The organism is Acinetobacter sp. ANC_7635 (genome assembly GCF_056779945.1).
On record NZ_JBWYIS010000007.1, the window covers coordinates 63,896 to 89,967 of the forward strand.

Consider the following 26,072-nt stretch of genomic DNA (forward strand, 5'->3'; position numbering starts at 1 on the left):
TTAAAGTGAATTCCAAGTGTTTGATTACTTTAATCAAGTAAATTATTGACAAAATTACTTACAATTTCCGTTGTAATTCGGTAATTTTTTACTCAATTTATCCGCATGAATAACTTATCTTTTCATTTTTGGTATATTAACAGCATTCAAAGGTGATAGTAATCATTTTTTAGCACTTCAGCTTATAATATAACTTCACCAAGATTATCTATAAATTCAAATAATTAACAAATACTAGAAGCTTTAAAATGTATTCCTATTGTAAATCTCTTGCTTTTACCCTTTTAGAACTCATTTTCACGATCGTCATTATTAGTATTCTTGTGATGATAGCACTCCCTCATTATCATGAATTTCGTGAAAATCAAGAAAGGGCGCAAATTCTTAGCACGGTACGGCAAGCCATCAGCCAAGCTAAAGCCAATGCTGTAAGTTACCGAAGCCCTGTGATTATCTGTGCTTCTCAAGATTTAAAATCGTGTAAGAACAGTCAATGGCATAAAGGGTTTATCATCTTTCTAGATCAGAATCACAATCAACAATTCGATCCTCACGAAAAGCTTATTCAAGCAACTTCGACAGATTACCAATATGGTGATTTCAGTTGGAAAGGTGGTGTTACCAGCAAGAATACGATCACCTTCCAACCAGACTCTGGTTTACCACGTGGATCAATAGGACATTTTAAATACTGTGCACATTCAAATAAATCAAATCTAATCGTTAGACTTTCAATGATGGGACAGACTCGTCTTGAAGAAACTAAGACATGTGAATGACAACTTATCAGTCACATTTTACACACTATAGCCAATATTAATTGGCCTGATATTACATATACTCAAGCTGTAAAACAAAGCTAAATAAATTGGAGAGAATAATGACTGATATCGTCATCCTTAATGGTGCACGTACGGCAATGGGCGGCTTTCAGGGAAGTTTATCAAGTGTGACTGCACCAGAACTGGGTGCAGTGACCATTAAAGAGGCTATCTCACGCTCGGGTTTGCAGCCAGCAGACATTGAAGAAGTCATTATGGGTTGCGTTTTGCCTGCAGGTTTAAAACAAGGCCCTGCTCGCCAAGCCATGCGCAAAGCTGGACTACCTGACTCGACAGGTGCAGTGACAATCAATAAATTATGTGGGTCAGGCATGAAAGCTGTGATGCAAGCAGCTGATATGATTAAAGCTGGTTCAGCAAATTTTGTGGTTGCAGGCGGTATGGAGTCTATGACCAACGCTCCTTACGTCTTACCTAAAGCACGTGGTGGTTACCGCATGGGTCATGGTGAAATCAAAGATCATATGTTCTTCGATGGTTTAGAAGATGCTGAAACTGGTCGTTTGATGGGCTCATTTGCTCAAGATATGGCCAACACTAAAGGCTATACCCGTGAGCAAATGGATGACTTTGCAATACGTTCATTAAAGCGTGCTCAAACTGCGATTACTGAAGGCTACTTCAACGATGAAATCGTCCCTGTTACTGTGTCAACTCGTAAAGGAGATGTCGTTGTAGATAAAGATGAGCAACCTTTTAACGCAAACATCGATAAAATCCCAACTCTACGTCCTGCTTTTGCTAAAGATGGTACGATCACTGCTGCCAATGCCAGTTCGATTTCTGATGGTGCTTCAGCCTTGGTTATCAGCTCATCTGAGCAAGCACATGCAAAGGGTTTAAATCCTTTAGCAAAAATTGTGGCATATGCCTCTAATTCACAACATCCGTCTGAGTTTACGATTGCACCAGTCGGTGCAATCCAAAAGGTTCTCGATAAAACAGGTTGGAATGTTGAAGAAGTCGACCTTTGGGAAATCAACGAAGCTTTTGCAATGGTCACGATGTGTCCTATTGACGAGTTCAAACTTGACCCTGAAAAAGTAAATATCAACGGCGGAGCATGTGCTTTAGGACATCCAGTAGGATCTACAGGTTCACGGATTATTTTAACGCTAATCCATGCACTTAAACGCACAGGTGGTCAACGTGGTATTGCTGCGCTTTGTATCGGTGGTGGTGAAGCAACTGCAGTGGCGATTGAGTTAATCTAAAGCGTCTAAAGCCCCTATTTTTCAAAGAGGGGCTTGAGGGAGATTTAAATCATCAATCCTCCCCTAAACCCTCCTTGTCTAAAGGAGGGTAAATAAAAAAGCCTCTACTTAGCTAGAGGCTTTTTTATAATCTCAATTCAAAGCATAACTTTGAATTATTAGACTTAAAGAATTTCTTTACGTAGTTGCTCTGGAGATTTCATTGACAATAAGCCTGGTGCAACGTCAAATGCAGTTTTCGCGCCATATTGACCCATTTGATTCATGCGGTAGCATGCACGTGCATAAGCCACAAGTACACTTGCAGTAAACTCAGGATTGCTATCTAATTTCAACGAAAACTCCATTACTTGAGTCTGCTCTGCACTACTATTACCACTGCGAATGACAAATCCACCATGGGGCATACGATTATGCTCATTACGAAGCGTTTCTTCATCAATGAAGTTCACAGTCGTGTTGTACTCTGTAAAATAGTCTGGCATGGTCACAATCGCCTGCTTTACGGCTTCAGCGTCAGCACCATTTTCAAGCACAACATAACATTCACGAGTATGCTTTTCTTTAGTGGTTAATACAGGACGTGAACCACTACGAACTTTATCAATCGCATCTTGTGATGGAATAGTATATTGCACACCTGCTTTAACACCCGCCACACGGCGAATCGCATCTGAGTGACCTTGACTCAAACCCTTACCCCAGAAAGTATAGGTTTCACCATCTGGTAATAATGCCTCACCAAATAAACGATTAATTGAGAACATGCCTGGATCCCATCCAATCGAAATCATTGCCGTTTTTTTGTTAGCAAGTGCAGGCTCATTCACTGCTTCAAAAAACTCAGGAATACGTGCATGCGTATCAAAACTATCTACTGTGTTGAATTTACTTGCCAATTCTGGTGTTTGTTTTGGAAGATCATCTTTAGATCCACCACACAAGATCAACACATCAATTTTGTCTTGGAGGTCATTTAAGTCATCCATATGAAAAACTTTCGTGTCACTAAAGCAAGGAGACACTGATTCAGGTGCACGGCGTGTAAAAATTCCCACAAGCTCTAAATCTGGGTTCTTTTGAATTGACGTTTCAACGCCACGACCGAGGTTGCCATAACCGACAATACCAATACGAATCAAATTTTGCATAACAACTGCTTCACTATTTAAATGATGGCAAGATCACTAGACTGAATACTAAACATATACCGCAAAACAGTCTGATTGAATGGAGAAAAACCCGCACCAAAAATGATCAAATGAATACTAACATACTACAATAAACTGCACTTTTTTGGAGCAAATTTATCATTTAAATCAGTGTTAATCGATCAATTGAATCATATAAAAAACCGCTACACTAAAGGCTTTGTCGCTATATATTTCTGAATGAATTAAAAATTCTGCTCTAAATAGGCTTATGATTAAAATTTGACCTTCTATGTGTCATTTTGAATAGCGCTTAGGCTGAACTATGAATACCTAAATCTTGTTTCCATCAAATAAAAAAAAGCTGAACCTAAGTTCAGCTTTCTTATCACTTAATAAAATTAAGCACCCGTTTGATAATTTGGTTTTGGTACAGCAGTCGACGCTTGATAAGGTTGAGTAAAGTCGTTTAAACCTGCCGCTGCTTCTGCAATGTCTTTACCTTCTTTAATCACGAAAGTATCGAAACCAGCACGCTTCATGTAGTTCAACACGTCTTTGAATACATCACCTGTTGCACGAAGTTCGCCTTGGAAGCCTTGGCGACGTAACAATGCGGCAAATGAATACCCACGACCATCATTAAAACCTGCAAACTCAATAAAAATTGCATCAAGCTGATCAAGTGGGAATTCATTGTTTTCAGGTGAGGCATCTACGGTTAGGTAAAGTGCTTTTTTACCTGAAACATTGGCAAGCTGGTCTAACTGCTCCACCGTTAAAACCACATCACCTTGTGGCAATACGCCATCTTCACCAATCAGTTGATAAGTATTGTCTGCAATCGTGCCATCCTTAGAGAGCACTTGTAGTGCGGTATTAAGCATATGCACGCTCCTTAAATGGTTGAATTCCTACACGACGGTAAGTATCAATGAACTCTTCACCTTCTTGACGTAAATCAAGATAAGTGTTCAAAATTTCTTCCACTACATCTGGTACTTTTTCAGCAGCAAATGATGGTCCTAAGATGTCACCGATTGAGGCATCATGGTCTGCATTACCACCCAATGTAATTTGGTAGAATTCTGCGCCTTTCTTGTCGACACCTAAAATACCAATATTACCCACATGGTGATGACCACAGGCATTCATACAACCTGAGATGTTCAAGTCCAATTTACCTAAGTTGTAAATTGTATCTAGATCATCAAAACGGCGTGAAATAGCTTCAGAAATCGGAATAGATTTCGCATTTGCCAACGAACAGAAATCACCACCTGGACAGCAGATAATGTCAGTTAAGAAACCAATGTGCGCGCGAGCTAAGTTATTCTTTTCAAGAATCGTCCAAAGCTCAAATAAGTCTTTTTGCGGTACATCAACAAGGGCAATATTTTGCTCATGCGTGGTACGCAATTCACCAAAAGTGTACTTATCTGCAAGATCAGCAATCAAGTTCATTTCTTCAGTGGTCACGTCACCCGGTGCAACGCCTGCACGTTTCAATGAAATTGTTACGATGCGGTAACCTTTCACTTTGTGTGCATTGGTATTGATGTTAAACCATTGTTTGAATTTCGGATGTGTAGCAAACAGTTCTGAGAAGTCTTCATCTGCATAATCTTGGTACGCAAATGGTGTAAAGTTCTGGTCCATTTTCGCCAGAGTATCTACATCAACTTTTAAAGTTTTAATTGTATGCGCAAATTCAGCTTCAACTTTTTCAGCAAAAACTTCAGGTGTTAAAGCTTTTACCAAGATTTTGATACGAGCTTTATATTTGTTATCACGACGACCATGTAAGTTATACACACGAAGTACTGCTTCTAAGTAAGCAATAAGGTCTTCACGTGGTAACCACTCTTTGATCACAGCACCAATGATCGGTGTACGACCTAAACCACCGCCAACCATGATTTTATAGCCCATTTCACCCGCTTCATTGCGAACGATATACACTCCGATATCATGAAATGCTGTTGCAGCACGGTCGATTTCAGCAAGTGCAGAAACTGCGATCTTGAACTTACGTGGCAAGAATGCAAATTCTGGATGGAAAGTTGACCACTGACGAATCAATTCGCATGTCGGTCTTGGATCTTCAATTTCACCAGCAACGACACCTGCATATTGGTCTGTTGTTGTATTACGAATACAGTTACCAGATGTTTGAATCGCATGCATTTGAACTGATGCCAACTCTTGCAACATGTCTGGCACATTTTCTAATGCTGGCCAGTTAAATTGAAAGTTTTGACGAGTAGAAACGTGTGCATAACCACGGTCATACGCTTTAGCGAGTTCAGCAATTTTACGAAGCTGTTTAGAGTTCATCAAACCATAAGGTACAGCGACGCGAAGCATCGGCGCATAACGCTGAACATATAATCCATTTTGTAAACGTAATGGACGATATTCATCTTCAGTAAGCTTTCCAGCTAAATAACGTTCCGTTTGATCACGGAATTGTGCAACACGTTCATTGATCAGTTGCTGATCGAAATCAGTATATAAATACATGGCGTACAGCTAGTAGTTTAATTTTAACGAAGCACAGCATAGCTTTTATTCATCTATCAATAAAATGCGTTTTTTACATATTTAATAGCGGTTTTATTGATATGTAATCACTCGAATCACTGATATATAGACAAACTCTGGATTCCAGTACTTATTCCACATAAAGATTTTATTTAACTATTCTTAGCACATAAATTCATATAGATTGTAAATTTGTTCTTTATTAAAAATTATCCGATCGTGATGTATGTATTTTCCCAGTACCCTTCTTTAAATTGACCCTCAATCAATTGCACATAACGACCATGAACTTGATCAATGGCAATACAATCATCTACATCCAAAACTCGATCTGTGTGCTGTTTTTGCCAATCTTTTCCAAAGAATGATTTACCACGTTCTTTAGCCGATGCACTATTTAAAGCGGGTACTAATACATAACGATGTAGCTCTCCGAACTCTTTAACGTGGTACCCACCTAAATTAATCAACCAGAGTTTCATTTCGTTTTCATTAGGAGCTGCATCTGTAAAATGGATTTGGAATTGCTGCTCATTATATTCCACTCCATTTACCTTCGCCCAAGCATCAATATGTAAGCCTTTCTGCTCACCAAACCAAGCATTTTTGAGTTGAGGATAGACTTCTTCTAGTGAATCCCCAACAGCCAAAACCACATCATGCACTTCAGTATTGGCACGTACATGACGACCACCGAGCATTACAAGAAATAGGCTTGGCATGGTTGATTTCCTTTGGTTTTGACAAGACCATTAATCATACCTGAATTTGGATTTGCCACTACTGAAAAGAATGGATTGGCTGTGTTACTGATTTTTATACAGGGTTTAAAGATTAAGCTGACCAATTCAACGATATTGGATACGTGGTGGCGACATGGATGTCCCCCGTTGAGCAGATATTACAAGAATGTAATATCTGCTCAACAGAAAGCCTTCGGTTACTTGGGCTTTTCCAAAGTAACGTAAAAGTAAGTCCATGAAATAGCTCTTCAAATCTGAATCTCAAATAGATTCACACTCCAAACTGCCTTACTTTTTTTCGGTAAAAGTAACAAAATCATTTTGTATTTCTGATGATACTTGCCTGTATCACAGAAATACAGACGACATCCATGTCGCCGATCCAAAAATCAAATTTTAGGAAAATATTTTAGCTTTTCTAGAGCGCATAAAAAAATCGCATCCAATGGCTTAAATGCGATTTTCTAAATAGCACCTCTCCCCTTACGAAGCAGTGCTTCCCATTCCAAAAGGAGAGGCTTAAAGGGTGAATTACATCTCTACCATTTCCACGCCATCAATGCGTGCAACTGTCATTAAGTCTTTATCACCACGACCTGAAACCGTCGCAATAATAATTTGATCTTTAGACATCGTTGGAGCCAACTTAGTCACATATGCCATCGCATGCGAACTTTCAAGTGCAGGAATAATACCTTCAATCTTAGTTAAGTCGCGGAAGCCTTGTAATGCTTCATTGTCATTAATTGGAACATACTCAACACGCTTCATATCTTTTAAGAAGCTATGCTCTGGGCCTACACCAGGATAATCCAAACCTGCTGAAATTGAGTGTGTTTCAATAATCTGACCTTGTGCATCCGACATAAGATAAGTGCGGTTACCATGCAGCACACCAACATGACCAGCATTTAATGGAGCAGAGTGTTTACCAGTTTCAATACCGTAACCAGCAGCTTCGACACCGTACATTTTCACATCTTGATCATTCAGGAATGGATAGAACAAGCCCATCGCATTTGAACCACCGCCGACACAAGCAACCAGTGCATCTGGTAGACGACCTGCTTGCTCTTGAATTTGACGGCGAGCTTCACGACCAATGATCGATTGGAAATCACGTACCAATTGAGGATATGGATGTGGACCTGCAACTGTACCAATCACGTAATAAGTAGAATCGACATTTGTTACCCAATCACGCATGGCTTCGTTCATGGCATCTTTTAATGTTTTAGAACCACTTTCGACAGGAACAACAGTCGCGCCCAATAAACGCATACGATATACATTCATCGCTTGGCGTTTCACATCATCTGCACCCATGTATACAACACATTCAAGCCCTAAACGCGCTGCGATGGTCGCTGTTGCCACACCATGTTGACCTGCACCAGTCTCAGCAATAATACGTTTTTTGCCTGATAACTTTGCCAGCAAAGCCTGACCAATCGTGTTATTTACTTTATGGGAGCCAGTATGGTTCAAGTCTTCTCGTTTTAGATAGATTTGTGCACCACCCAACTCCTTTGACCATCGCTCAGCATAATAAAGCGGACTTGGACGACCTACATAAAAAGCGAGGTCACGGTCGAATTCTGCCAAAAACTGTTCGTCATTTTTCATTCGGAAATACAGTTGCTCTAGATCTTCTAGTGCAGCCATTAGAGTTTCTGACACAAAACGTCCGCCATGGATACCGAAATGCCCTTTTGCATCAGGGTATTGGGTATAGTCAATCACTTGATCTTGTTGATTAACGGTTTGCTGATCCACGTTGGACTCCTTGCATAAAGCGTTCTACGAGTTGTTGGTCTTTTATACCTTTTGCGGACTCTACACCGCCGCTCACATCCACAGCATATGCTTGTGTTGTAAGAATTGCTTGCTCGATATTGTCAGGGTTTAATCCTCCTGCCAAGATCAATGGAATATTTAATTTTGGAAATGTTGTCCAATCAAAGCTGTGGCCTGTTCCGCCCTTTAAATCTGGATGCCATGCATCCAACAACACAGCACTCGCACCAAACTTTTGATATTTATTGATTTCTTCAACGATATCTAGTTCTGGTTTTACTTGAATTGCTTTATACCAGCGGCGACCCACTGCTTGAGCAATTTGTTTGCACTGTTCTGGACTTTCATCGCCATGAAACTGCAAAATATCTAAAGGGACTTTTTTAAGTATGTTTTGGATCTCTTCGGCTGAACTATTAACAAATAATCCAACTGATTGCACATAAGCAGGAATCGCTTGAACCAACAGTGATGCTTGCTCAACATCTACGTGTCTTGGACTTGGTGGAAAAAACACAAATCCTATGGCATCCGCACCAGCTTGCACAACAGCTTGGACATCTTCTAATCGGGTAATTCCGCATATTTTTGCACGAGTTCGCATCTATTCTAGCTCTAATCCACCCTCATCATAGCCGATCTATCATTTTTGGGCGCTTCATTGTAAAGCAATTTTTTCATCTTGCGTAAAGTTCACTCAGAATATTCGGTGTGAAGATTGTTTAAATGAGAAGCGCTCTTTATACTGCGCTCAAATTGCAACAAGTCAAAGCAATCGCTTTAGGGAAGTTGGTGAAAATCCAACACTGCCCCCGCAACGGTAAAAAATGAAAAGCATTTCTCAATAGATTTCTGATTTTTAGAGATCTACACCACTGCATGTCATATGTGGGAAGGTGGAAATGTAAGTAATCCAGTTACTACATTTGAGTCCGGATACCTGCTTGTTGTGTTCTTCCACTCAATCATTCACGGGGAAGTGAATGTATGGAGCACGTTATGTCTATTCAATGTCAACCAACAGCTTTGGTTGGTGCAATCGCTATTGCGATGGGTTTTACTACATCAGTTTTTGCTCAAGAACAAACAACTTCTAATGCAACTTTAGAAACTATTGTAATCACAGCTACTCGCTCAGAAGAAAAGCTTGAAAACGTACCTGCACGTATTTCAATTATCCAGCCACAGATTCTCGAACAGTCACCAATTAAAGCTCTGCCAGACCTACTTAAAACAGATCCTAGCATTAACGTGGTTCAATCTGGCGGTTACGGTCAACAAACTTCAATTTTTTTACGAGGCACGAATTCAAATCAAACTCTAGTGCTACGTGACGGCGTCCGCTTAAATACAGCGACAACTGGTGCTGCCTCGATTCCATTTTTAGACACCACCGATCTTAAACAAATTGAAGTTCTAAAAGGTCCAGCATCTGTACTTTATGGAACTGATGCAATTGGAGGGGTGGTTCAATTTGTCACGCGCACACCAGAAAAAACTACAGCTTTTATTACAGGTGAAATTGGTGAAAATAACACCTATAAATCGATTGTTGGCGCAGATTTAGCTGAAAATGGCATCTATGCACAAGTTCGAGGTCAAATATTAGAAACTGACGGTACGCCAGTATTTAATATGAATGATAAACGTAACTATAGCTTTGATCAAAAAGGTTATAGTGCCAAGTTTGGTATAGATCAAAAACGTTATGCTGCATCTTTAGATTTCAGTCAGAACTCAGGAAATGGGGAATACAACAACTGGGGTACATTCTCAAGTCAAGATTTTGAAAATGAAATCATAAATGCAAAGGGACGCATTAACCCAACTGATCAGCTTGAAGTTCATGCACGTTTATCCCAATTTAAAGATGATTTGGAGCAAGTAACTTCTAATAGTTTTGTACACAGTACGACTCAAGAGGCTGAGCTTTATAGCAAATGGAATTTTGTACCAGCCCAAAATATTCTAGTTGGTGTGACCCAACGTAATACTGAAGCTAAAACCGATGCATTAAACGAAGATATTAATTCAACAGGTTACTATATTCAGCATCAATATCAAGCCGATGGCTTGAGTACGCAAGCTGGCATCCGCTTAGAAGACAATGAAAAGTTTGGTTCACACACAGTCATGCAGGGTGCACTCAGATACCAATTGCTTCCTACAACAAGTATTTACACCAATATTGGCACTGCATTTAAAGCACCTACATTAAATGATCTATATGCCTATGGTGGTAATGAACAACTTAAGCCAGAAGAAAGCATTTCTTATGAAATTGGTATTGATCAAAAACTCCCACTTAATATTTCATTGGGTGCTTCTGCTTTCTATACCAAAGTTGATAATCTAATTAATTCAATCTGCGTCAGTACTTGTGATGGCGATTGGGTGAATACGTTCCCAACTTACCAAAACCAAAACGTTGATAAAGCACAAATGACAGGCGGTGAATTGACAGCACAGTGGACAAATGATCAGTACTTTATCAATGCAGGCTATACATATATCAAAACTGAAGATACTGAAAAAAATACTGAGTTATTACGTCGTCCTCGTCAATCAGTTACTGTTTCAGCAGGTTTACAAAATGCAAATTATGGTTTAAGTGCTTCGCTCGTTGCCAAATCAAAAGCAAAGGATTTTAGCCAAGATATTCCAGGATATGCTCGAGTAGACTTAAATGCATTCTGGAACCTTAACCCGCATGTAAAACTGTTTACCAATATTGAAAACGTTGGTGATGTGAACTATAAAACTGTTCACAGTGCTGGTGAGCAATATTATGTCAATGGTGGACGTTTAGCTTCTGCTGGTGTGACATTCAGATACTAAGCATTCTTTGACTCATAAATACTTTTGAGAATCATGTCATGCCTATGGCATGATTCTTTTCATATCTAGCACTTAAAAAAATTTAAAGGAAACCTCATGGGTCACCGTTTAAGTAAAATTTATACCCGCACGGGAGATACGGGCACTACCGGACTAGGCGATGGTTCACGTGTACCTAAAGATGATTTACGTATCGATGCGTTAGGTGATGTCGATGAACTCAATGCGACCATTGGTGTATTACGTTCGTACATTGCTTTAAGTAGCATTGAAGACAAAGCTCAATGGGATAAATCACTCAGTCTGATTCAACATTGGTTATTTGATTTAGGCGGCGAAGTCTGCATTCCTGGATTTAACTTGGTTCAACCAGTATGTATTGAATTTTTAGAAAATGATATTGATCGTATGAACGAAGCATTACCCATGCTAAAAGACTTTATTTTGCCAGCTGGTACATTAGTCTGCAGTTTTGCTCATCAAGCACGTGCTGTCTGCCGTAGAGCTGAACGTAGCGTGATGTCTGTTCATCAACGTGATCAAAATATCCAAGCCACATCATTACAACTTTTGAACCGCTTATCTGATTGGTTATTCGTCGCATCTCGTACCTTACAACGTGCTGAAGGTGGCTCAGAAGTGCTTTGGCAAAAGAATATCAATGAGACAATTGAGCCCTGACCTTAAAAGTGTAAAAAAGGTCTTCATGTTGATTGCCCCATCCACTTAAAATGCTTTTTTGATCAAAATTTTGATTTAAAATCGTCATATTTCATTCATGATTTAGCACTAAAATCACCCTGAAATTTCAGGGTGTTTTATGAAAATAATTGGTCATCGTGGTGCGCGTGGGGAAGCACCTGAAAACACCCTCGGTGGATTTCAATATATTCAAGATATTGGTATCCGCGCTGTAGAATTTGACGTTCGTCAACTCAAAGATAATGCGCTGATCGTGATGCATGATGATGACTTTATTCGTACTACAGGCCAAGCTAAACATTTATACGAATGTGATGAGCAAGATTTAGCGCAGTATAATCATGCCGTAACGTGGTCTGAATGGAATAAAGTCGAAGCTACACCGCTACTCGACCAAACCCTCAAAATTATTCATAATTTTAATCATATTGAAGTTGAGGTCAAAGCTGTTGAATCGATGAAGGCCGCAGAAAAGATTGTCGAAGCCTTAGATCAACAATTAATAGGCTTTGAAGATTCCGCCATTATCACCAGTTTCGATCCTAAAATTCATCAAGCCCTTCAACAGCAAAAATCAAGGTTTAAGCGTGGATTACTGGTTGAAACCGATATAAAGCATGCAGCCATTGATCAAGCTTTGAAATTTGAATGTTGTCAAATTGGTTGGATGAACGAACTTGCTACAAATGAGATCATTGCCTCCACACTTTCCGCAAATTTAAATATTAGTATTTGGACAGTCAATCATATAGATCGTGCTAAACAGCTTAAGGATTTAGGAGTTCAAGGCTTAATTACTGATTATCCCAAGTTAATGATGTCTCACCTATAATACTTTCAAATTCAAAAACTTATTTGATTATTTTTTCTAATTTATTTTTTGGAATTCTTCCAAAGTCGAATTTATACAATGATGTATTCTGTTACGGTTTAAACAATACAACTGTACAATAATGCTAGTGAACACATGTTCGCCCATGTTAGTATTAACGAGTCTAACCTCACAAATTTGTGAGTGGATTTAGTTTTAACCTATTAAAGGTTCTAGGAGTGCTGTTGGAGATGAATGCTCCCCTACCCAAAGCCCCAATCAACTGGATTGCAGTATTTGCATTGGTGTTTTTACCTATTGTCGCCGTTATTGCGATTCCACTTTATGCTTATCATCATGATTTCTCGCTTGCTGCGTGGATCAGTATGTTTGCGCTGTTGGGTCTGAGCAGTCTTGGCATTACCGCAGGTTATCACCGCTTATGGGCACATCGTGCTTATGAAGCGACTGTACCACTCAAAATCATTTTAATGATTATGGGAACCTTTGCTGTACAAAACAGCATTTTGTATTGGGCCTCAGGTCACCGTACCCATCATCGTCATGTTGATGATGTAGAAAAAGATCCCTACTCAATTAACAATGGCTTCTGGTACGCGCACATCGGTTGGATGCTACGCAACTATCCAGCAGCTGAAGCAAATTACAAAAACGCCCCTGATTTATTGGCTGACAAAATTGTCATGTTCCAAGATAAATATTACATCCCTCTCGTGATTGTCGTTCATGCCGCTATTCTTCTTCCTATTGGATGGGCAGTTGGTGATGTCTGGGGAGTATTATTGTTGGGTGGTTTAATGCGCTTAATTTTAAGCCATCATGTGACTTTCTTTATCAACTCGCTATGCCATATGTGGGGCAAACGTCCGTACACAGATGAAAATACTGCACGTGACAACTTTGTTCTTGCTATTGCGACTTGGGGTGAGGGTTATCATAACTACCATCATATCTTCCAATACGACTATCGCAATGGCGTAAAATGGTGGCAGTACGACCCAACTAAATGGTTGATCTGGACGTGTTCAAAACTAGGGCTCGCAAAAAACTTACGACGTATTCCAAGTTTTAATATTAAAAAAGCTGAGCTTGCAATGAAGTTTAAATATGCCCAACAAGATCTCGCTGTTTACGGCCATAACGTGAATGATGATATCGTGACAGTTAAAACAAAAATTGCTCAAGAATATGAAGCATTTACGCAAACTTTAAATGATTGGGCGAAGCTTAAAGAGCAAGAAATTAATGCCAAAAAAGCAGCTGTTGCTGAAAAAATTCACTTAATGGATAGCAAACTGAAAGTTGAATTCCAATTGGTTGAACAACGTTTATCTCATCATAGAGAGACATTGAACTTATTGGTTCGTAATTTAAAGAAATCACCAGTATCTGAATAACTCATTCAAGAGACTCTTCAGTTACTCCAAAGCTCCGTTGATCGGGGCTTTTTTTATTTTTTCGATACCATTTCCAATGTAGCAGTCACAGTTTTATGTATCGAATTTTGCTATAGTCAAAGTTGTTCATCACATTTTGAAAAATTATATGCAGTTCAATTCTCGCTATAACACACTACCCGCTCGACTGTATCATCATCAACAACCTCTTCCGCTAAAAGGGGCTAAACCTGGTCATTTTAATGAAGCACTTGCAGATGAGTTACTGTGGACTCAAGAAGATAAGATGAACTGGGTAGAAATCTGTAGCGGGCAAAAAACTTTTGCTGAGTTTGAACCTTTGGCGATGGTATACGCGGGTCACCAATTTGGACAATGGGCTGGACAGCTTGGTGACGGTCGCGGTTTACTCATTGCTCAAATCCTGGATCAAAATAACAACACGGTCGATCTACATCTTAAAGGTGCTGGCTCTACCCCCTATTCTCGGAGAGGCGATGGTCGTGCAGTGTTACGTTCCGTTATTCGTGAATATTTGGCTGGACACGCCCTCAATGCCCTAGGTGTTCAATCCAGTAATGCGATTGGTTTTGTATCATCAGATCAAGGTGTACAACGAGAAAAACTTGAACGTGGCGCGATGATGTTGCGTACGTGTGATACACATATTCGCTTAGGTCACTTTGAGTGGATTAATCAATTTCAGCCAGATCTACTGCAAGAATTTACACAAAAGTGCATTGAATGGCACTACCCTGAATGTTTGGAGACAGAACAACCTGTTCTTTCTTTTGCAACTCAAGTCATTCAACGTACTGCGATCATGATCGCCAAGTGGCAACTGATTGGTTTTGCGCACGGGGTCATGAATACTGACAACCTGAATATTACCGGCTCAACTTTAGATTTCGGACCTTATGGTTTTATGGAGCGTTTCCGTCCTAATTGGATCAACAATCATTCTGATTACCAAGGACGCTATACGTATCAGAACCAACCGAGTATCGGGCACTGGAATTTATGGACTTGGTTAAATAGTCTCATTCATCTTTGTCCAGAAAATTATGATCGAGAGCAATGGAAACAAGACTTGTCTTACTGTTTAGAGCACTATGAACCAACGTTCCTGGAACACTATAAACTTGGTTTAAGTCAAAAAATGGGATTACCAAGTTTTCATAAAGATAGCTTTGATTGTGGTATGGCTTTTCTACATATTTTACAAACAGAACAACTTGATTACACCCAAAGTTTTATTCGTTTACAGAATAAAGCGTATGAACAAATCAAAGATGATTGCCTTGATCGTATCGCATTTGAGCGGTTTCTTCACCAATATCTCTCAATACGGGAAAATCAAGACACTGACGATCTCGATCAAGCGATGTTAACAGCCAATCCACACTACGTTCTACGAAACCATATGGCACAGAAAGCAATTGAACTTGCTGAACGTGATGATTTCTCTGAAGTTGATCGCTTGTTCAAACTTCTTCAAACACCATACACCAAACAAGAACGTCTTGAACAACCAGAAGACTTAGGCCCTTTAGCTAGTGATGTCCCTGAAATTCAAGTCAGTTGTTCATCATAAGTTATTCACAAACCTCTCTCATTCTGTGGATAATTTAATCATTATCCACAATACCCATTCGTTTTTAATATGCATTTACATCAATTGGCAGCATCACAAGCTTTAAAACTTCATGAAGTCACTGTCAGTCAACCGTTTGGTGAGGGATGTGATGTTTATAAAATTATGGATAAAGTCTTTTTGCTCGCATTTCACTTACAAGGCAAAGCTGCGATTAATTTAAAAGTCGAACCAGATCATGGACATATGTTAAAAGATATTTATCCTTATATTCGATCTGGATGGCACATGAATAAACGACACTGGGTTTCAATCTATGATGAATCTGAATTGGATGAAGAGCTTATCAAAGATTTGATCTCCAATTCCTATAATCTTGTGGTATCGAAGCTTAAAAAAGCCGAACAAAAGCATATCGCTTTACTCAGAGTCATTTAAATAAAGTTAAAAATTGCTTTTCTATAACAATAATTACGCTAAATTAATAAATAGTAGTAATACGAAAAACTTATTCTATATTTGGGTTATATCATTACAACTCTATGAGTACGATATTCATTATGGATATAGAACAACTTTTTGGATTATCAACTCAGATGATCTTAGAGCTAAAACAATAAATTATTAATAGTGACATTATCGATTGTGGGCCGCGTTTGGACTTAGTTGAACAATGTATTTACATCTCATTTGAGCATGGGCTTGGAGTAAGTGGTTTATTATCTTCAAATCTACCAACACAAGCTATGATTTTACTTAGATCACAATTTGAAGCTGTAGTCAGAGCATATTGGTTATTATTTCTTGCAAGTAATCATCAAATATCAAAATTGCAATTTAGTTACACATTTGAAGAGCAATTTGAATCCGACACATGTCCAATGATTTCTGAAATGCTTGATAAGCTTAGTGCTGCAAACTTACCTGCTCAGCCAATAATTTAGGTGGCTATTCACCCTTTGTGATTTCAAAAAATATCATTTGAAGCAACTTAACTCCATAGTACATACTGTAAAACAGTCATTTACTAGAGATGTTATGGGATATAAAGATGAGATGCTGATCACCTTGATGCGCCAATCAAATAACTTAATAACCGTAGCTGCACAGATAATCTTAAAGCACACAGTTCCTGATAAACAAAAATATATTAGTGTTTTGATCGAAAAATATAGATATTGTTTTTATATGGTTGATGATGTTGATCCTATAGTAAAAGCTAGAGTCGAAGCTTACTTTAAATAAAAATACGATAGCCACCTTTAATAAGCTCATATCCTAACAAAGTTACATGAAAGTTGCATATGAAATGGCCAATTGTAGAGACCCTAACCAAAACCAACGCACCAAAAAAAAGCGAACTTCTAGATTCGCTTTTTTTTATCACAAAGAATCAATCTTCAGGATATTCGAAACGATATCCCACCCCATAAACAGCTTGAACCCATTCATGACGATTACCTGTTTCCGCGGCATCCGAGATTTTACGGCGCAAGTTTTTGATATGGCTATCAATCACACGATCTGCCACTTCAAAACTGTCTGGGTTGATATGATCCAATAATTGCGCACGAGAGTACACCTGACCTACGTGTTCTAAGAATAATTCAAGAAGTCGAAATTCTGTAGGTGTCAAATTTAAAGATTTGTTTTGATACCAAATTCGTTGTTGACCTTTGTCCATACGGAATAAATTATTTTCTTCAGGTTCTGCTTTACGATCTAAACGTCGCAACACTGCTTGAACACGAGCAACTAACTCTTTAGGGCTAAATGGTTTACAAACATAATCATCCGCCCCCATATTCAAACCAAGTACACGATCAATCTCTTCCGTTCGTGCTGTCACCATGATAATAGGCAAATCAGACTGCTCACGGACTTTACGGGTGATCGTGAGACCATCCATACGAGGTACCATCAAATCTAAAACCATTAGACTTGGTTTACGTTGTAAAAAGCTATCATAAGCCTCTTGACCATCGTGAAACATACTGACTTCAAAGCCAGCTGCTTCAAGATAATCTCGCACCAATTGAGCAAGTTCTACTTCATCTTCAACCAGCATCACATGTTTCATATGTCACCCTTCTTCAATTTAAAACGATTTCTTTGGAAATGTAAGGATGCAGCGCAATCCACCCAATGGTGAGTGGTCAAACTTCAAGGAGCCCTTCATGCCTTGTGCAATTTTGCACGATAATGCTAGACCTAATCCAGTTCCGCCAGTACTACGTGTTCTAGAATCATCCGCTCGATAGAAACGCTCACCTAAATGAGCCAATTGCTCATCAGTAAGACCTAATGGGCTATCGTCAACAATCACCGACCAAGTCTTATCGTTTTCGATCGTATGCACATGAATTCTTCCACCGGCTTCCGTATAGCGAATAGTATTACCGAGTAAGTTGACCATAATTTGTTTAAAACGATCTACATCTAATTGTAATTTCGTTCCATGCCCCTCTGCGCTAATCGTGAGATCGGCTTGTTCAAATTTAGGTTTGAAATTTTCAATCTCATTTAACACGACACTCCAAGGGTCAATTTCATTGAAATCAAAATTGAGTTGTTGTGCTTCAGCTTGTGCTAACGCAGCCAAATCTTGTGTTAATTTTTTCAGACTCGAAACTTGTGCCAACATTGAAGCAAAATGTTCAGGCGTTGGTTTACGTATTCCATCTTGCATTGCTTCAATTTGTGCTTGCAAAACAGCCAGCGGCGTTTTTAACTCATGCGAAGTGTCTGCAACCCACTGCTTTCTAGAATTTTCATGCTGATCTAGAATCACAGCTAACTGATTAATTTCAGTCGAAAGATCGCCAAGCTCATCGTTACGATTTACTTTCACCTGATGCTGAAAATTCCCTTTGGTTAATTCTCGTGTTGCATTTAATAAGCGTTGAATTGGCTTTCTAAAATAAGTTGCTAATAATAAGGCAGCAACCAAACTCGAAATAAATGTCAGAATATATATTAAAAATAAATAACGCTTTTGATTGCTAAAGAAATTAATACTTAAAGCATCATCTTGATCTAAAACAGGTCTTAGCCCGAGATACCCCACAATATTTCCATCAACTGTGATCGGTCGATACGACACCATATTCTCTGATGGTTCACCCAAGATAAACTGTTGTTTTGCATCATATAAGGAAAGTCTAGAACTTAAACCCAAGTGATCAGACATAGATATAAATAGTTTCTTGCCCTGCTGGTATTCAGAAGTTCTCAAACTAGAAAGCTTATTTTCATGTGATTTATCAGAACTGTTCGTGGTTCTTGTCTGATTCTGATTTGAACTTAATGGGAAACGCAATCCTTCAAATGGCTGAAATGCAGAAGGTAAATTTTCTTCTAAGACTTTCAGCTCTTCTGGACTAATAGTTTGCGTTCTTTGTGACTCAATTTCGCTAATTAATGTATGCTCTTTGAAATAACGCTGTTGCAATGCAATATCATATTGGCGACGTAACCACCAACGTGATAGTCGATCATAATCATCGGGTGCAGCTTCACCTTCAATTTGTAAAATCTGAGCTTGAACGGCATTTCCCCAATCCTGATAAACAGAGAATACGCCCGCTAAATTATCGATTAGATGATCAAGCTTTTGCATTTCTACATCAGCTACATATTTGGTGAAGTTTTTTTGCATCGTCCAATGCAGCACACTTAAGCTAACCGTCGTAATGAGCAATGTCGTTAACAGTACTGTAAAAAATAAGCGTAGTGCGATTGGTACGCGACGTATATTCAAATTTAACTCACATTATTTCTTCGTTTTTCAGTATTGTATCTAACACTGATTCAAAAAACTCTCCATTGTTTCTTCATCTTTATTATTTAATCTTTACCTATACCGAATCCAAACAACTTTGGGGATAAACATAATGAAAGCGATGAACAAAATTGTATTGGTGACCACTGGTTTAATCAGTATGGGCGCACTTACTGCATGTCAAACAACAACTCAAGCACCTCAAGAAGTTAAAAAGGGTCACTTTGATAAAAAACATCATCATAAAGAACGTTTAACACCTGAACAACGCGAGCAATTCAAACAAGCGCGTGCTGACCGTAAAGCGATGATGCAGCAAATTCGTCAAGCATGCGACGGCAAAGCTGTAGGTCAAACTGTTCAAATCAAAACTGATAAACAAAATATTGATGGTACTTGTCATATCCGTTTCATAGCGGATCGTGCTGATATGAAAAAAATGCATGAGCAAGCACGTGCCCAATTTAAAGCTGAAAAGCCAGCTTCGGTCCAAGCTAACCGTTCACAAAAAGGTGAACCGCTCACAGATGCCAAACGTGCTGAGCTTGTTCAAAAATTTGATCAACGTTTGATGCAACAGCAAGTTAGTCAAAATGCAAAACTTCAAGCATGCAATGGACAAACTGACGGTAAAAAAGTTCAAATCAAAGTGGGTAAACAGACTATCAACGGTGTATGTAAAGTTTATTTCAAACCAAATCAACCACTCGTTAAACCAGACTTAAAAAAATCCGCATAATTCAATTCAACTCACTACTAAGTGATTGAATATTAAAAAGGCGCATGTTGCGCCTTTTTTTATGTCATAACTTATTACGTTTTTGACTATTCTGTTCACATATAATTCACGAAAAAACTTTATACTCTAAACACTTAGCCAAAATTAATATTTTTTCTTTGACTTTACAGTCACACAGAATATGGCTATAAAACTTGTACCAAGCAATAACTTATTGCACGATGTAATAGAACAAAATAGGTGTCGTAGATGACACGACATTTTTTATTAGGATTATAAATCTGGTTTAACCAGTATTGAGGAACCCGATATGCCACAATACAAAGCGCCCTTACGTGATATGCAATTCGTTTTGCATGAATTATTAAATGCTGAAGAACACTTTTCAAAACTCCCTGCATTCCAAGAAAACGTAAGCCGTGAGTTGGTTGATCAATATTTAGAAGCTGCTGCAGATTTCTGTGAAAACGAATTATCTCCACTCAACCAAGTAGGTGACCGCGAAGGTTGTACTTGGAATGATGGTGTAGTTACTACTCCAACAGGCTTCAAAGAAGCATATAAAAAATATGTAGAATTAGGATTCCCATCTTTAGCTGCTGAAGAACAATATGGTGGTCAAGGTTTACCAAACTCTTTAGGCATTATCATTTCTGAAATGATCGGCTCTTCGAACTGGGCATGGGGTATGTACCCAGGTCTATCTCATGGTGCAGTTCGTACAATTGAGCACCATGGTACGGAAGAGCAAAAAAATACTTACTTACCAAAACTGATTTCAGGTGAGTGGACAGGTACCATGTGTTTAACAGAATCTCATGCGGGTTCTGACCTTGGTATTATCCGCACAAAAGCTGAACCTAATGCAGATGGTAGTTTTGCGATTTCAGGTGAGAAAATCTTTATTTCCGCTGGTGAGCATGACATGGCGGACAACATTGTTCACATCGTTCTTGCGCGTTTACCAGGTGCTCCTAAGGGAACAAAAGGGATCTCATTATTCATCGTACCTAAGTTTAACTTAACTGCTGATGGTGAAGTTGGCGAGCGCAACGCTGTTCGTTGTGGTTCGATTGAACATAAAATGGGTATCCATGGTAACGCAACATGTGTGATCAATTTTGATCGTGCAACAGGTTACTTGATTGGCCCTGAAAACCGCGGTCTGAATGCAATGTTCACCTTCATGAACACTGCACGTATTGGTACAGCTGTACAAGGTTTGTCTGCTGCTGAATCATCTTTCCAAGGTGCTTTGGCATATGCGAAAGATCGTTTAGCAATGCGTTCACTTTCTGGTCCTAAAGCACCTGAAAAAGAAGCAGATCCAATTATTGTGCATCCAGCAGTTCGCAACTTAATCTTAACGCAAAAAGCATTTGCTGAAGGTGGTCGAGCTCTAGTGTACTACCTTGCTCACTATGCTGATATCGTTGAGAAAGGCGCGACTGAAGAAGAACGTAAATTTGCAGATAACATTCTGTCATTATTAACGCCAATTGCTAAAGCATTCTTAACTGAAGTTGGTTATGAAGCTGCAAACAAAGGCGTACAAGTATTTGGTGGTCACGGCTTCATTTCAGAGCATGGTATGGAGCAAATTGTTCGTGATACACGTATTGCTTGCTTATATGAAGGTACCACTGAAATTCAGGCACTTGATTTGTTAGGTCGTAAAGTACTGCAAACTCAAGGTGCGATGTTGAAAGATTTCACCAAAATCATTCACAAATTCGCTGAAGCAAACAAAGATAATGCAGACTTGAAAGAGTTTGTTGAACCTTTGGCTGCACTCAACAAAGAATGGGGCGATTTAACTATGCAGATCGGTATGCGCGCGATGCAAAACCCTGATGAAGTCGGTGCTGCTGCAGTAGATTACCTATACTTCTCTGGTTATGTAACGCTAGCATTCTTATGGGCTCGCATGGCTCAAGTTGCTCAACAACAACTTGCAGCAGGTTCAACTGAAGTTGACTTCTACAATGCGAAAATCACAACAGCTCGCTTCTACTTCAAGAAGATCCTTCCACGCGTTCGCTCACATGTTGACGTAATTGCAGGTGGATTAGAACCATTAATGACTTTAGATGCTGAACATTTTGCATTCTAATGATCCATATTAAATATGTGTAAAAGAAAAAGGACAGTCATAGATTTGGCCGTCCTTTTTCTTTATAAATAAATTCGAGATATTAACCTTTAGTCGTCTAACAAGTCCTAATATGCTTCGATAGACTGCTAAGAACTAAAGATATTTAAACAAAAAAAAGGTGAACGAAAATGCCAATCTATAATGCGCCTCTTACAGATATGAAGTTCATTTTGAATGATGTATTTCAAGCTGAACAATTTTGGCAATCAAATGAGAATTTAGCTCATATTGATGCTGCGACAGCTGAAGCTATTTTAGAAGAGATGGCTAAATTCGCTCAAAACGTAACCCTTCCCCTAAATCGCACAGGTGATGAAGAAGGCGCAACTTATAATAATGGATCTGTTACCACACCAGCGGGCTTTAAAGAAGCGTTCCAACAATATGCAGAAGGTGGTTGGATTGGCTTAGGTGCTGACGAAGAATGGGGCGGTCAAGGCATGCCAAAAATGCTGACTGTGCTTGCAGATGAAATGCTTTTTGCAACCAACCCATCATTTATGCTTTACCCACTTCTTTCTGTGGGTGCGGGTATGGCATTAAATAGCTATGCTTCTCAAGAACAAAAAGAAACCTATCTTCCTAAAATCTATTCAGGTGAATGGTCAGGTACGATGTGTCTCACAGAGCCTCACGCAGGTACTGATTTAGGCATTATTAAAACTAAGGCTGAACGTAATGAAGATGGTACTTACAACATCACGGGTACGAAAATCTTTATTACTGGTGGTGACCATGACTTAGCTGAAAATATTATTCACCTTGTATTAGCAAAAACGCCTGATGCTCCTGCTGGTTCACGCGGTATTTCTCTGTTCATTGTACCTAAATTCTTAGTGAATGAAGATGGTACCTTGGGTGATCGTAACCCTGTAGGCCCTGGTTCTATTGAACACAAAATGGGGATCAAAGCCTCTGCAACATGTGTGATGAACTTTGACGGTGCAAAAGGCTATTTAGTCGGTAAAGAAAACGAAGGTCTTGCTGCAATGTTCGTGATGATGAACTATGAACGTTTGTCCATGGGTATCCAAGGTTTAGGCGCTTCAGAATTTGCTTATCAAAATGCTGCTCAATATGCCACTGATCGTTTACAAGGTCGTAGTGCAACAGGTGTGAAATCTCCGAATAAACCTGCTGATAGTATTCTTGTACACGGTGATGTACGTCGTATGCTCTTAAATGCTCGTGCGAACAATGAAGCTTCACGTGCATTTGCAGTATACGTAGGTCAACAACTGGATATTACAAAGTTCTCGACGGATCCAGAAGCAGTTGCAAAAGCAAATAATCGTGTTGCTTTGCTCACACCAATCGCAAAAGCATATTTAACAGACACTGCTTTCAATGCGACTCTAGATGCCCAAATGGTCTTTGGTGGTCACGGCTATATTCGTGAATGGGGTATGGAACAATGTATCCGTGATCTTCGTATCTCACAAATTTACGAAGGCACGAACGGCGTTCAATCACAAGATTTGATTGGTCGTAAAACGATTAAATGTAATGGTCAATTCATCGCAGAATATATCGAAGAAATTCGTGACTTTGCAAATGCATTAGATGCGGACTTAAATTACATCAAAGATGCCACTCTTGATGCTGCAACTGAACTTGAATTGATTACTCAAGTTGTTCTTGAACGTGCTGCGGAAAATCCTGATTATGCGAATGCTGCTGCGGTGGATTATTTACATGCGGTAGGCTTACTCAGCTTTACCTATATGTTTGCTAAAATTGCTAAAGCTGCGAGTGAAAAATCAGGTGAGTTCTATGAGAACAAATTATCTTTGGTGAACTACTACATCCAACGTGTTTTACCTGAATTAAATACACGTTTAGCTCGCATCAAAGCTAGCTCTGAAATCGTGATGGGATTTAGCGAAGATTACTTCACAAATCAATCATAAGTTTTATCTTAAAAAAGCCTGATTTTTCAGGCTTTTTTTATCTGAAATTTGCTTATTTTCAAAGCAACTCATAATAGTCTTCCCTGCTTAGGCATAAGATGAGCATGAATTTTGCATCACTCCAATGAAACCATCAGGTTTTTTCAAAGGAGGAGATGTCATGAGTAAAAAAGATATTAGCGTAGAAAAAATCGAATCCTTATTAGATCGTTTTGGAAATCTAGCAGTTGAGAGCTTCCACTATATTGCGCTCTTTATTATTGGCTGCATGGTAATTTGGTCTGCAGGACATACCGTGATAGATATTCTTACGGTAAAACAATATGCAACGATTGATGACATTCTGTTGTTATTTATCTATTTAGAACTAGGTGCGATGGTAGGTATTTATTTTAAGACCAATCATATGCCCGTCAGATTTCTGATCTATATCGCCATCACTGCCCTGACACGTCTGTTAATTTCTGATATTCAACATGACCATAAAGCTGATATTGATTTAGTCATTATTACAGGATCAATTTTAATCCTAGCATTCGCTATATTGGTCGTGCGTTTTGCTTCTTGGAATTTTCCATCAGTGATCCGAGATAAACACCAAGATAAACCTTTACCACTTGGAAAAACACCACGCCCTGAAGATGATGAGTTGGCTTAGATAAAGATGGCTTAGACAAATTGGATTAAGCATCTAACGATCATTTGGCATCTGGATATATCGACCATTTTGGTATATCCAATGCATTCCAACTTGTGGTGCAGGAAGACCATAACGACGCCAATCTGAAATCAGCATATACTGACTCATTTCAATAGTACCACCCTGCCCATTTACGAAACTTGACTGCTTGCTAGAATATGTCGTCGTGGTCGGTAAAGACTGTTGATAGATCACTGTAATCCCATTCTGCTGCGGATACGCTGGATAAGGAGGATATGGTCGCTGTAATTGAGGTCTATTCTGAGCAAAACGTGGTTGTTGCAATGGGACTGGCTTACTTAGACGATCTGCATTACCAGTATATATTGGAGTCTGTGTTGGTTTTACAGGTCGAACCTTTGAACCTTGGTAATTAGCCCAACTATCTGCAAAAGTATGACTCGTTATTAAAAGAATCACTGAACCGAATAGAGTCTTAACCAATAATGTATTGTTCATCTCTATTACCTCATTCCAAATGTAAGATTACTTTTGTTTTCAACACTCATTCTAAAACTTAAATATAGATCAATCATGTAGAAATCTTGAACATTATTTAAAATTTTAAATTTAATACTTTAGACCTTTTATTTATCTGCATGAGTCTGTTTGTAAATCTGCTAGACTAACCATTTTTAACTTTGCGAGATTATCCACCGTGCCTGAAATGAGTTTTGATCGCCTGCACCAATTTTTTTGTAAAGTTCCGAGTGTCCAAGAAAACTATATCGATTCTTATGGCACTGATGGTGAACATGCATGGTGGTTTAAATTTCAAATCAATATCGACCATGCCTTAGCTTGGCAAACGGTTCAAGAACTTGGTCATGTATTAAATTACATTTCTAAAAATGAACGCCTACCCACTCAGTTTTTACCAGTGTCTCCTCCACCCTATATGAATGGTGAGGCGAAACAATTCTTATCTTGGGTGATTCAGTGTAATCATCCTGATTTTACGCCAGATGTGGTTTGTGATTGGTTAGAAGCACGTTTACCTCAACCTGTTGAGGATGAGTCTAAGTGGAAAATTAAAACCGACATTAAAGAGCTCGATCAGATTGATGATAAGGAACTCGATAAATTAGTTCCACCGAATCCATAAATGAAAAAATCCCTCTTTAGAGGGATTT

The 26,072-nt window shown here is 39.0% G+C and carries 25 protein-coding genes and 1 riboswitch; of the genes, 15 read left to right on the forward strand and 10 right to left on the reverse strand.

Going from position 1 to position 26,072, the window contains the following annotated elements:
- The first annotated feature begins 248 nt into the window (after positions 1-248).
- The gene (locus AC1M89_RS09310) at positions 249-779 is read left to right on the forward strand and encodes a GspH/FimT family pseudopilin (protein WP_481609075.1); all 531 of its coding nucleotides are present in this window, start codon (positions 249-251) and stop codon (positions 777-779) included.
- Between the two features lie 101 nt (positions 780-880).
- A complete protein-coding gene (locus AC1M89_RS09315; protein ID WP_481614123.1) occupies positions 881-2,056 on the forward strand; it encodes a thiolase family protein in 1,176 nt (391 codons plus the stop codon).
- Between the two features lie 164 nt (positions 2,057-2,220).
- Here the strand turns inward: AC1M89_RS09315 and AC1M89_RS09320 are convergent, their stop codons facing one another.
- The 7 genes from AC1M89_RS09320 to AC1M89_RS09350 all read right to left on the reverse strand — a co-directional run bounded on the left by AC1M89_RS09320 (position 2,221) and on the right by AC1M89_RS09350 (position 8,895).
- Positions 2,221-3,207 (reverse strand): diaminopimelate dehydrogenase, encoded by a 987-nt coding sequence (locus AC1M89_RS09320; protein WP_481614124.1) that lies wholly within the window; start codon positions 3,205-3,207, stop codon positions 2,221-2,223.
- A 401-nt stretch (positions 3,208-3,608) separates the two neighbouring features.
- Complete coding sequence (locus AC1M89_RS09325) at positions 3,609-4,094, reverse strand: DUF934 domain-containing protein (protein ID WP_481587188.1); 486 nt, start codon at positions 4,092-4,094, stop codon at positions 3,609-3,611.
- Positions 4,087-5,730, reverse strand: a complete 1,644-nt coding sequence (locus AC1M89_RS09330; RefSeq protein WP_035265542.1) for a nitrite/sulfite reductase — start codon at positions 5,728-5,730, stop codon at positions 4,087-4,089. Before AC1M89_RS09330 ends, AC1M89_RS09325 begins: the two co-directional genes overlap by 8 nt.
- Positions 5,731-5,960: 230 nt before the next feature.
- Positions 5,961-6,473 (reverse strand): DUF1543 domain-containing protein, encoded by a 513-nt coding sequence (locus tag AC1M89_RS09335; RefSeq protein WP_481614125.1) that lies wholly within the window; start codon positions 6,471-6,473, stop codon positions 5,961-5,963.
- Between the two features lie 126 nt (positions 6,474-6,599).
- The gene (locus tag AC1M89_RS09340; protein ID WP_481614126.1) at positions 6,600-6,731 is read right to left on the reverse strand and encodes a hypothetical protein; all 132 of its coding nucleotides are present in this window, start codon (positions 6,729-6,731) and stop codon (positions 6,600-6,602) included.
- Positions 6,732-7,025: 294 nt separating this feature from the next.
- Positions 7,026-8,270, reverse strand: coding sequence for a tryptophan synthase subunit beta (trpB, locus tag AC1M89_RS09345; protein ID WP_035265544.1), 1,245 nt, complete (start codon positions 8,268-8,270; stop codon positions 7,026-7,028).
- The gene (locus tag AC1M89_RS09350; RefSeq protein WP_481591711.1) at positions 8,251-8,895 is read right to left on the reverse strand and encodes a phosphoribosylanthranilate isomerase; all 645 of its coding nucleotides are present in this window, start codon (positions 8,893-8,895) and stop codon (positions 8,251-8,253) included. Before AC1M89_RS09350 ends, trpB begins: the two co-directional genes overlap by 20 nt.
- 142 nt (positions 8,896-9,037) lie before the next feature.
- Positions 9,038-9,253: riboswitch (cobalamin riboswitch) on the forward strand.
- Positions 9,254-9,290: 37 nt separating this feature from the next.
- On the opposite strand from AC1M89_RS09350, the gene AC1M89_RS09355 reads away from it, so the two are divergent.
- The 8 genes from AC1M89_RS09355 to AC1M89_RS09390 all read left to right on the forward strand — a co-directional run bounded on the left by AC1M89_RS09355 (position 9,291) and on the right by AC1M89_RS09390 (position 16,899).
- The gene (locus AC1M89_RS09355) at positions 9,291-11,129 is read left to right on the forward strand and encodes a TonB-dependent receptor plug domain-containing protein (protein ID WP_481613341.1); all 1,839 of its coding nucleotides are present in this window, start codon (positions 9,291-9,293) and stop codon (positions 11,127-11,129) included.
- Positions 11,130-11,225: 96 nt separating this feature from the next.
- Complete coding sequence (locus AC1M89_RS09360) at positions 11,226-11,810, forward strand: cob(I)yrinic acid a,c-diamide adenosyltransferase (protein WP_481591709.1); 585 nt, start codon at positions 11,226-11,228, stop codon at positions 11,808-11,810.
- Positions 11,811-11,949: 139 nt separating this feature from the next.
- Positions 11,950-12,663: a glycerophosphodiester phosphodiesterase gene (locus tag AC1M89_RS09365; RefSeq protein WP_180028285.1), complete on the forward strand. Its 714-nt coding sequence runs from the start codon at positions 11,950-11,952 to the stop codon at positions 12,661-12,663.
- Between the two features lie 230 nt (positions 12,664-12,893).
- Positions 12,894-14,060 (forward strand): acyl-CoA desaturase, encoded by a 1,167-nt coding sequence (locus AC1M89_RS09370; RefSeq protein ID WP_035265557.1) that lies wholly within the window; start codon positions 12,894-12,896, stop codon positions 14,058-14,060.
- A 148-nt stretch (positions 14,061-14,208) separates the two neighbouring features.
- A complete protein-coding gene (locus AC1M89_RS09375; protein WP_481614127.1) occupies positions 14,209-15,654 on the forward strand; it encodes a protein adenylyltransferase SelO in 1,446 nt (481 codons plus the stop codon).
- A 69-nt stretch (positions 15,655-15,723) separates the two neighbouring features.
- On the forward strand, positions 15,724-16,092 hold the full coding sequence (locus AC1M89_RS09380; protein WP_481614128.1) for an MmcQ/YjbR family DNA-binding protein: 369 nt from the start codon (positions 15,724-15,726) through the stop codon (positions 16,090-16,092).
- A gap of 218 nt (positions 16,093-16,310) precedes the next feature.
- Positions 16,311-16,598, forward strand: a complete 288-nt coding sequence (locus AC1M89_RS09385) for a DUF6988 family protein (RefSeq protein ID WP_481614129.1) — start codon at positions 16,311-16,313, stop codon at positions 16,596-16,598.
- A 37-nt stretch (positions 16,599-16,635) separates the two neighbouring features.
- Positions 16,636-16,899 (forward strand): hypothetical protein, encoded by a 264-nt coding sequence (locus AC1M89_RS09390; RefSeq protein ID WP_481587175.1) that lies wholly within the window; start codon positions 16,636-16,638, stop codon positions 16,897-16,899.
- Between the two features lie 148 nt (positions 16,900-17,047).
- Here AC1M89_RS09390 and AC1M89_RS09395 read toward each other — a convergent pair whose 3' ends face one another.
- Together AC1M89_RS09395 and baeS are read right to left on the reverse strand one after the other, a co-directional pair.
- The gene (locus AC1M89_RS09395) at positions 17,048-17,734 is read right to left on the reverse strand and encodes a response regulator (RefSeq protein WP_092767563.1); all 687 of its coding nucleotides are present in this window, start codon (positions 17,732-17,734) and stop codon (positions 17,048-17,050) included.
- A gap of 18 nt (positions 17,735-17,752) precedes the next feature.
- Positions 17,753-19,414, reverse strand: coding sequence for a sensor histidine kinase efflux regulator BaeS (gene baeS / locus AC1M89_RS09400; protein WP_035265564.1), 1,662 nt, complete (start codon positions 19,412-19,414; stop codon positions 17,753-17,755).
- 133 nt (positions 19,415-19,547) lie between these two features.
- Here baeS and AC1M89_RS09405 point away from each other — a divergent pair, with 133 nt between their 5' ends.
- From AC1M89_RS09405 to AC1M89_RS09420, 4 genes are all read left to right on the forward strand, one after another.
- A complete protein-coding gene (locus AC1M89_RS09405; protein WP_481614130.1) occupies positions 19,548-20,174 on the forward strand; it encodes a hypothetical protein in 627 nt (208 codons plus the stop codon).
- 310 nt (positions 20,175-20,484) lie between these two features.
- Positions 20,485-22,287, forward strand: a complete 1,803-nt coding sequence (locus tag AC1M89_RS09410; RefSeq protein ID WP_180028280.1) for an acyl-CoA dehydrogenase C-terminal domain-containing protein — start codon at positions 20,485-20,487, stop codon at positions 22,285-22,287.
- Positions 22,288-22,457: 170 nt separating this feature from the next.
- Positions 22,458-24,239 carry an acyl-CoA dehydrogenase C-terminal domain-containing protein gene (locus AC1M89_RS09415; protein ID WP_035265567.1) on the forward strand — a complete coding sequence of 594 codons (1,782 nt, stop codon included), beginning with the start codon at positions 22,458-22,460 and terminating at the stop codon, positions 24,237-24,239.
- A gap of 160 nt (positions 24,240-24,399) precedes the next feature.
- Positions 24,400-24,897: a phosphate-starvation-inducible protein PsiE gene (locus tag AC1M89_RS09420; protein WP_035265636.1), complete on the forward strand. Its 498-nt coding sequence runs from the start codon at positions 24,400-24,402 to the stop codon at positions 24,895-24,897.
- A 33-nt stretch (positions 24,898-24,930) separates the two neighbouring features.
- On the opposite strand, the gene AC1M89_RS09425 is transcribed toward AC1M89_RS09420, so the two are convergent.
- The gene (locus AC1M89_RS09425; RefSeq protein WP_481590554.1) at positions 24,931-25,398 is read right to left on the reverse strand and encodes an RcnB family protein; all 468 of its coding nucleotides are present in this window, start codon (positions 25,396-25,398) and stop codon (positions 24,931-24,933) included.
- A gap of 199 nt (positions 25,399-25,597) precedes the next feature.
- On the opposite strand from AC1M89_RS09425, the gene AC1M89_RS09430 reads away from it, so the two are divergent.
- Entirely contained in the window at positions 25,598-26,044 is a 447-nt protein-coding gene (locus AC1M89_RS09430; protein ID WP_092767573.1) for a hypothetical protein, read from the forward strand.
- The last annotated feature ends 28 nt before the right edge of the window (positions 26,045-26,072 follow it).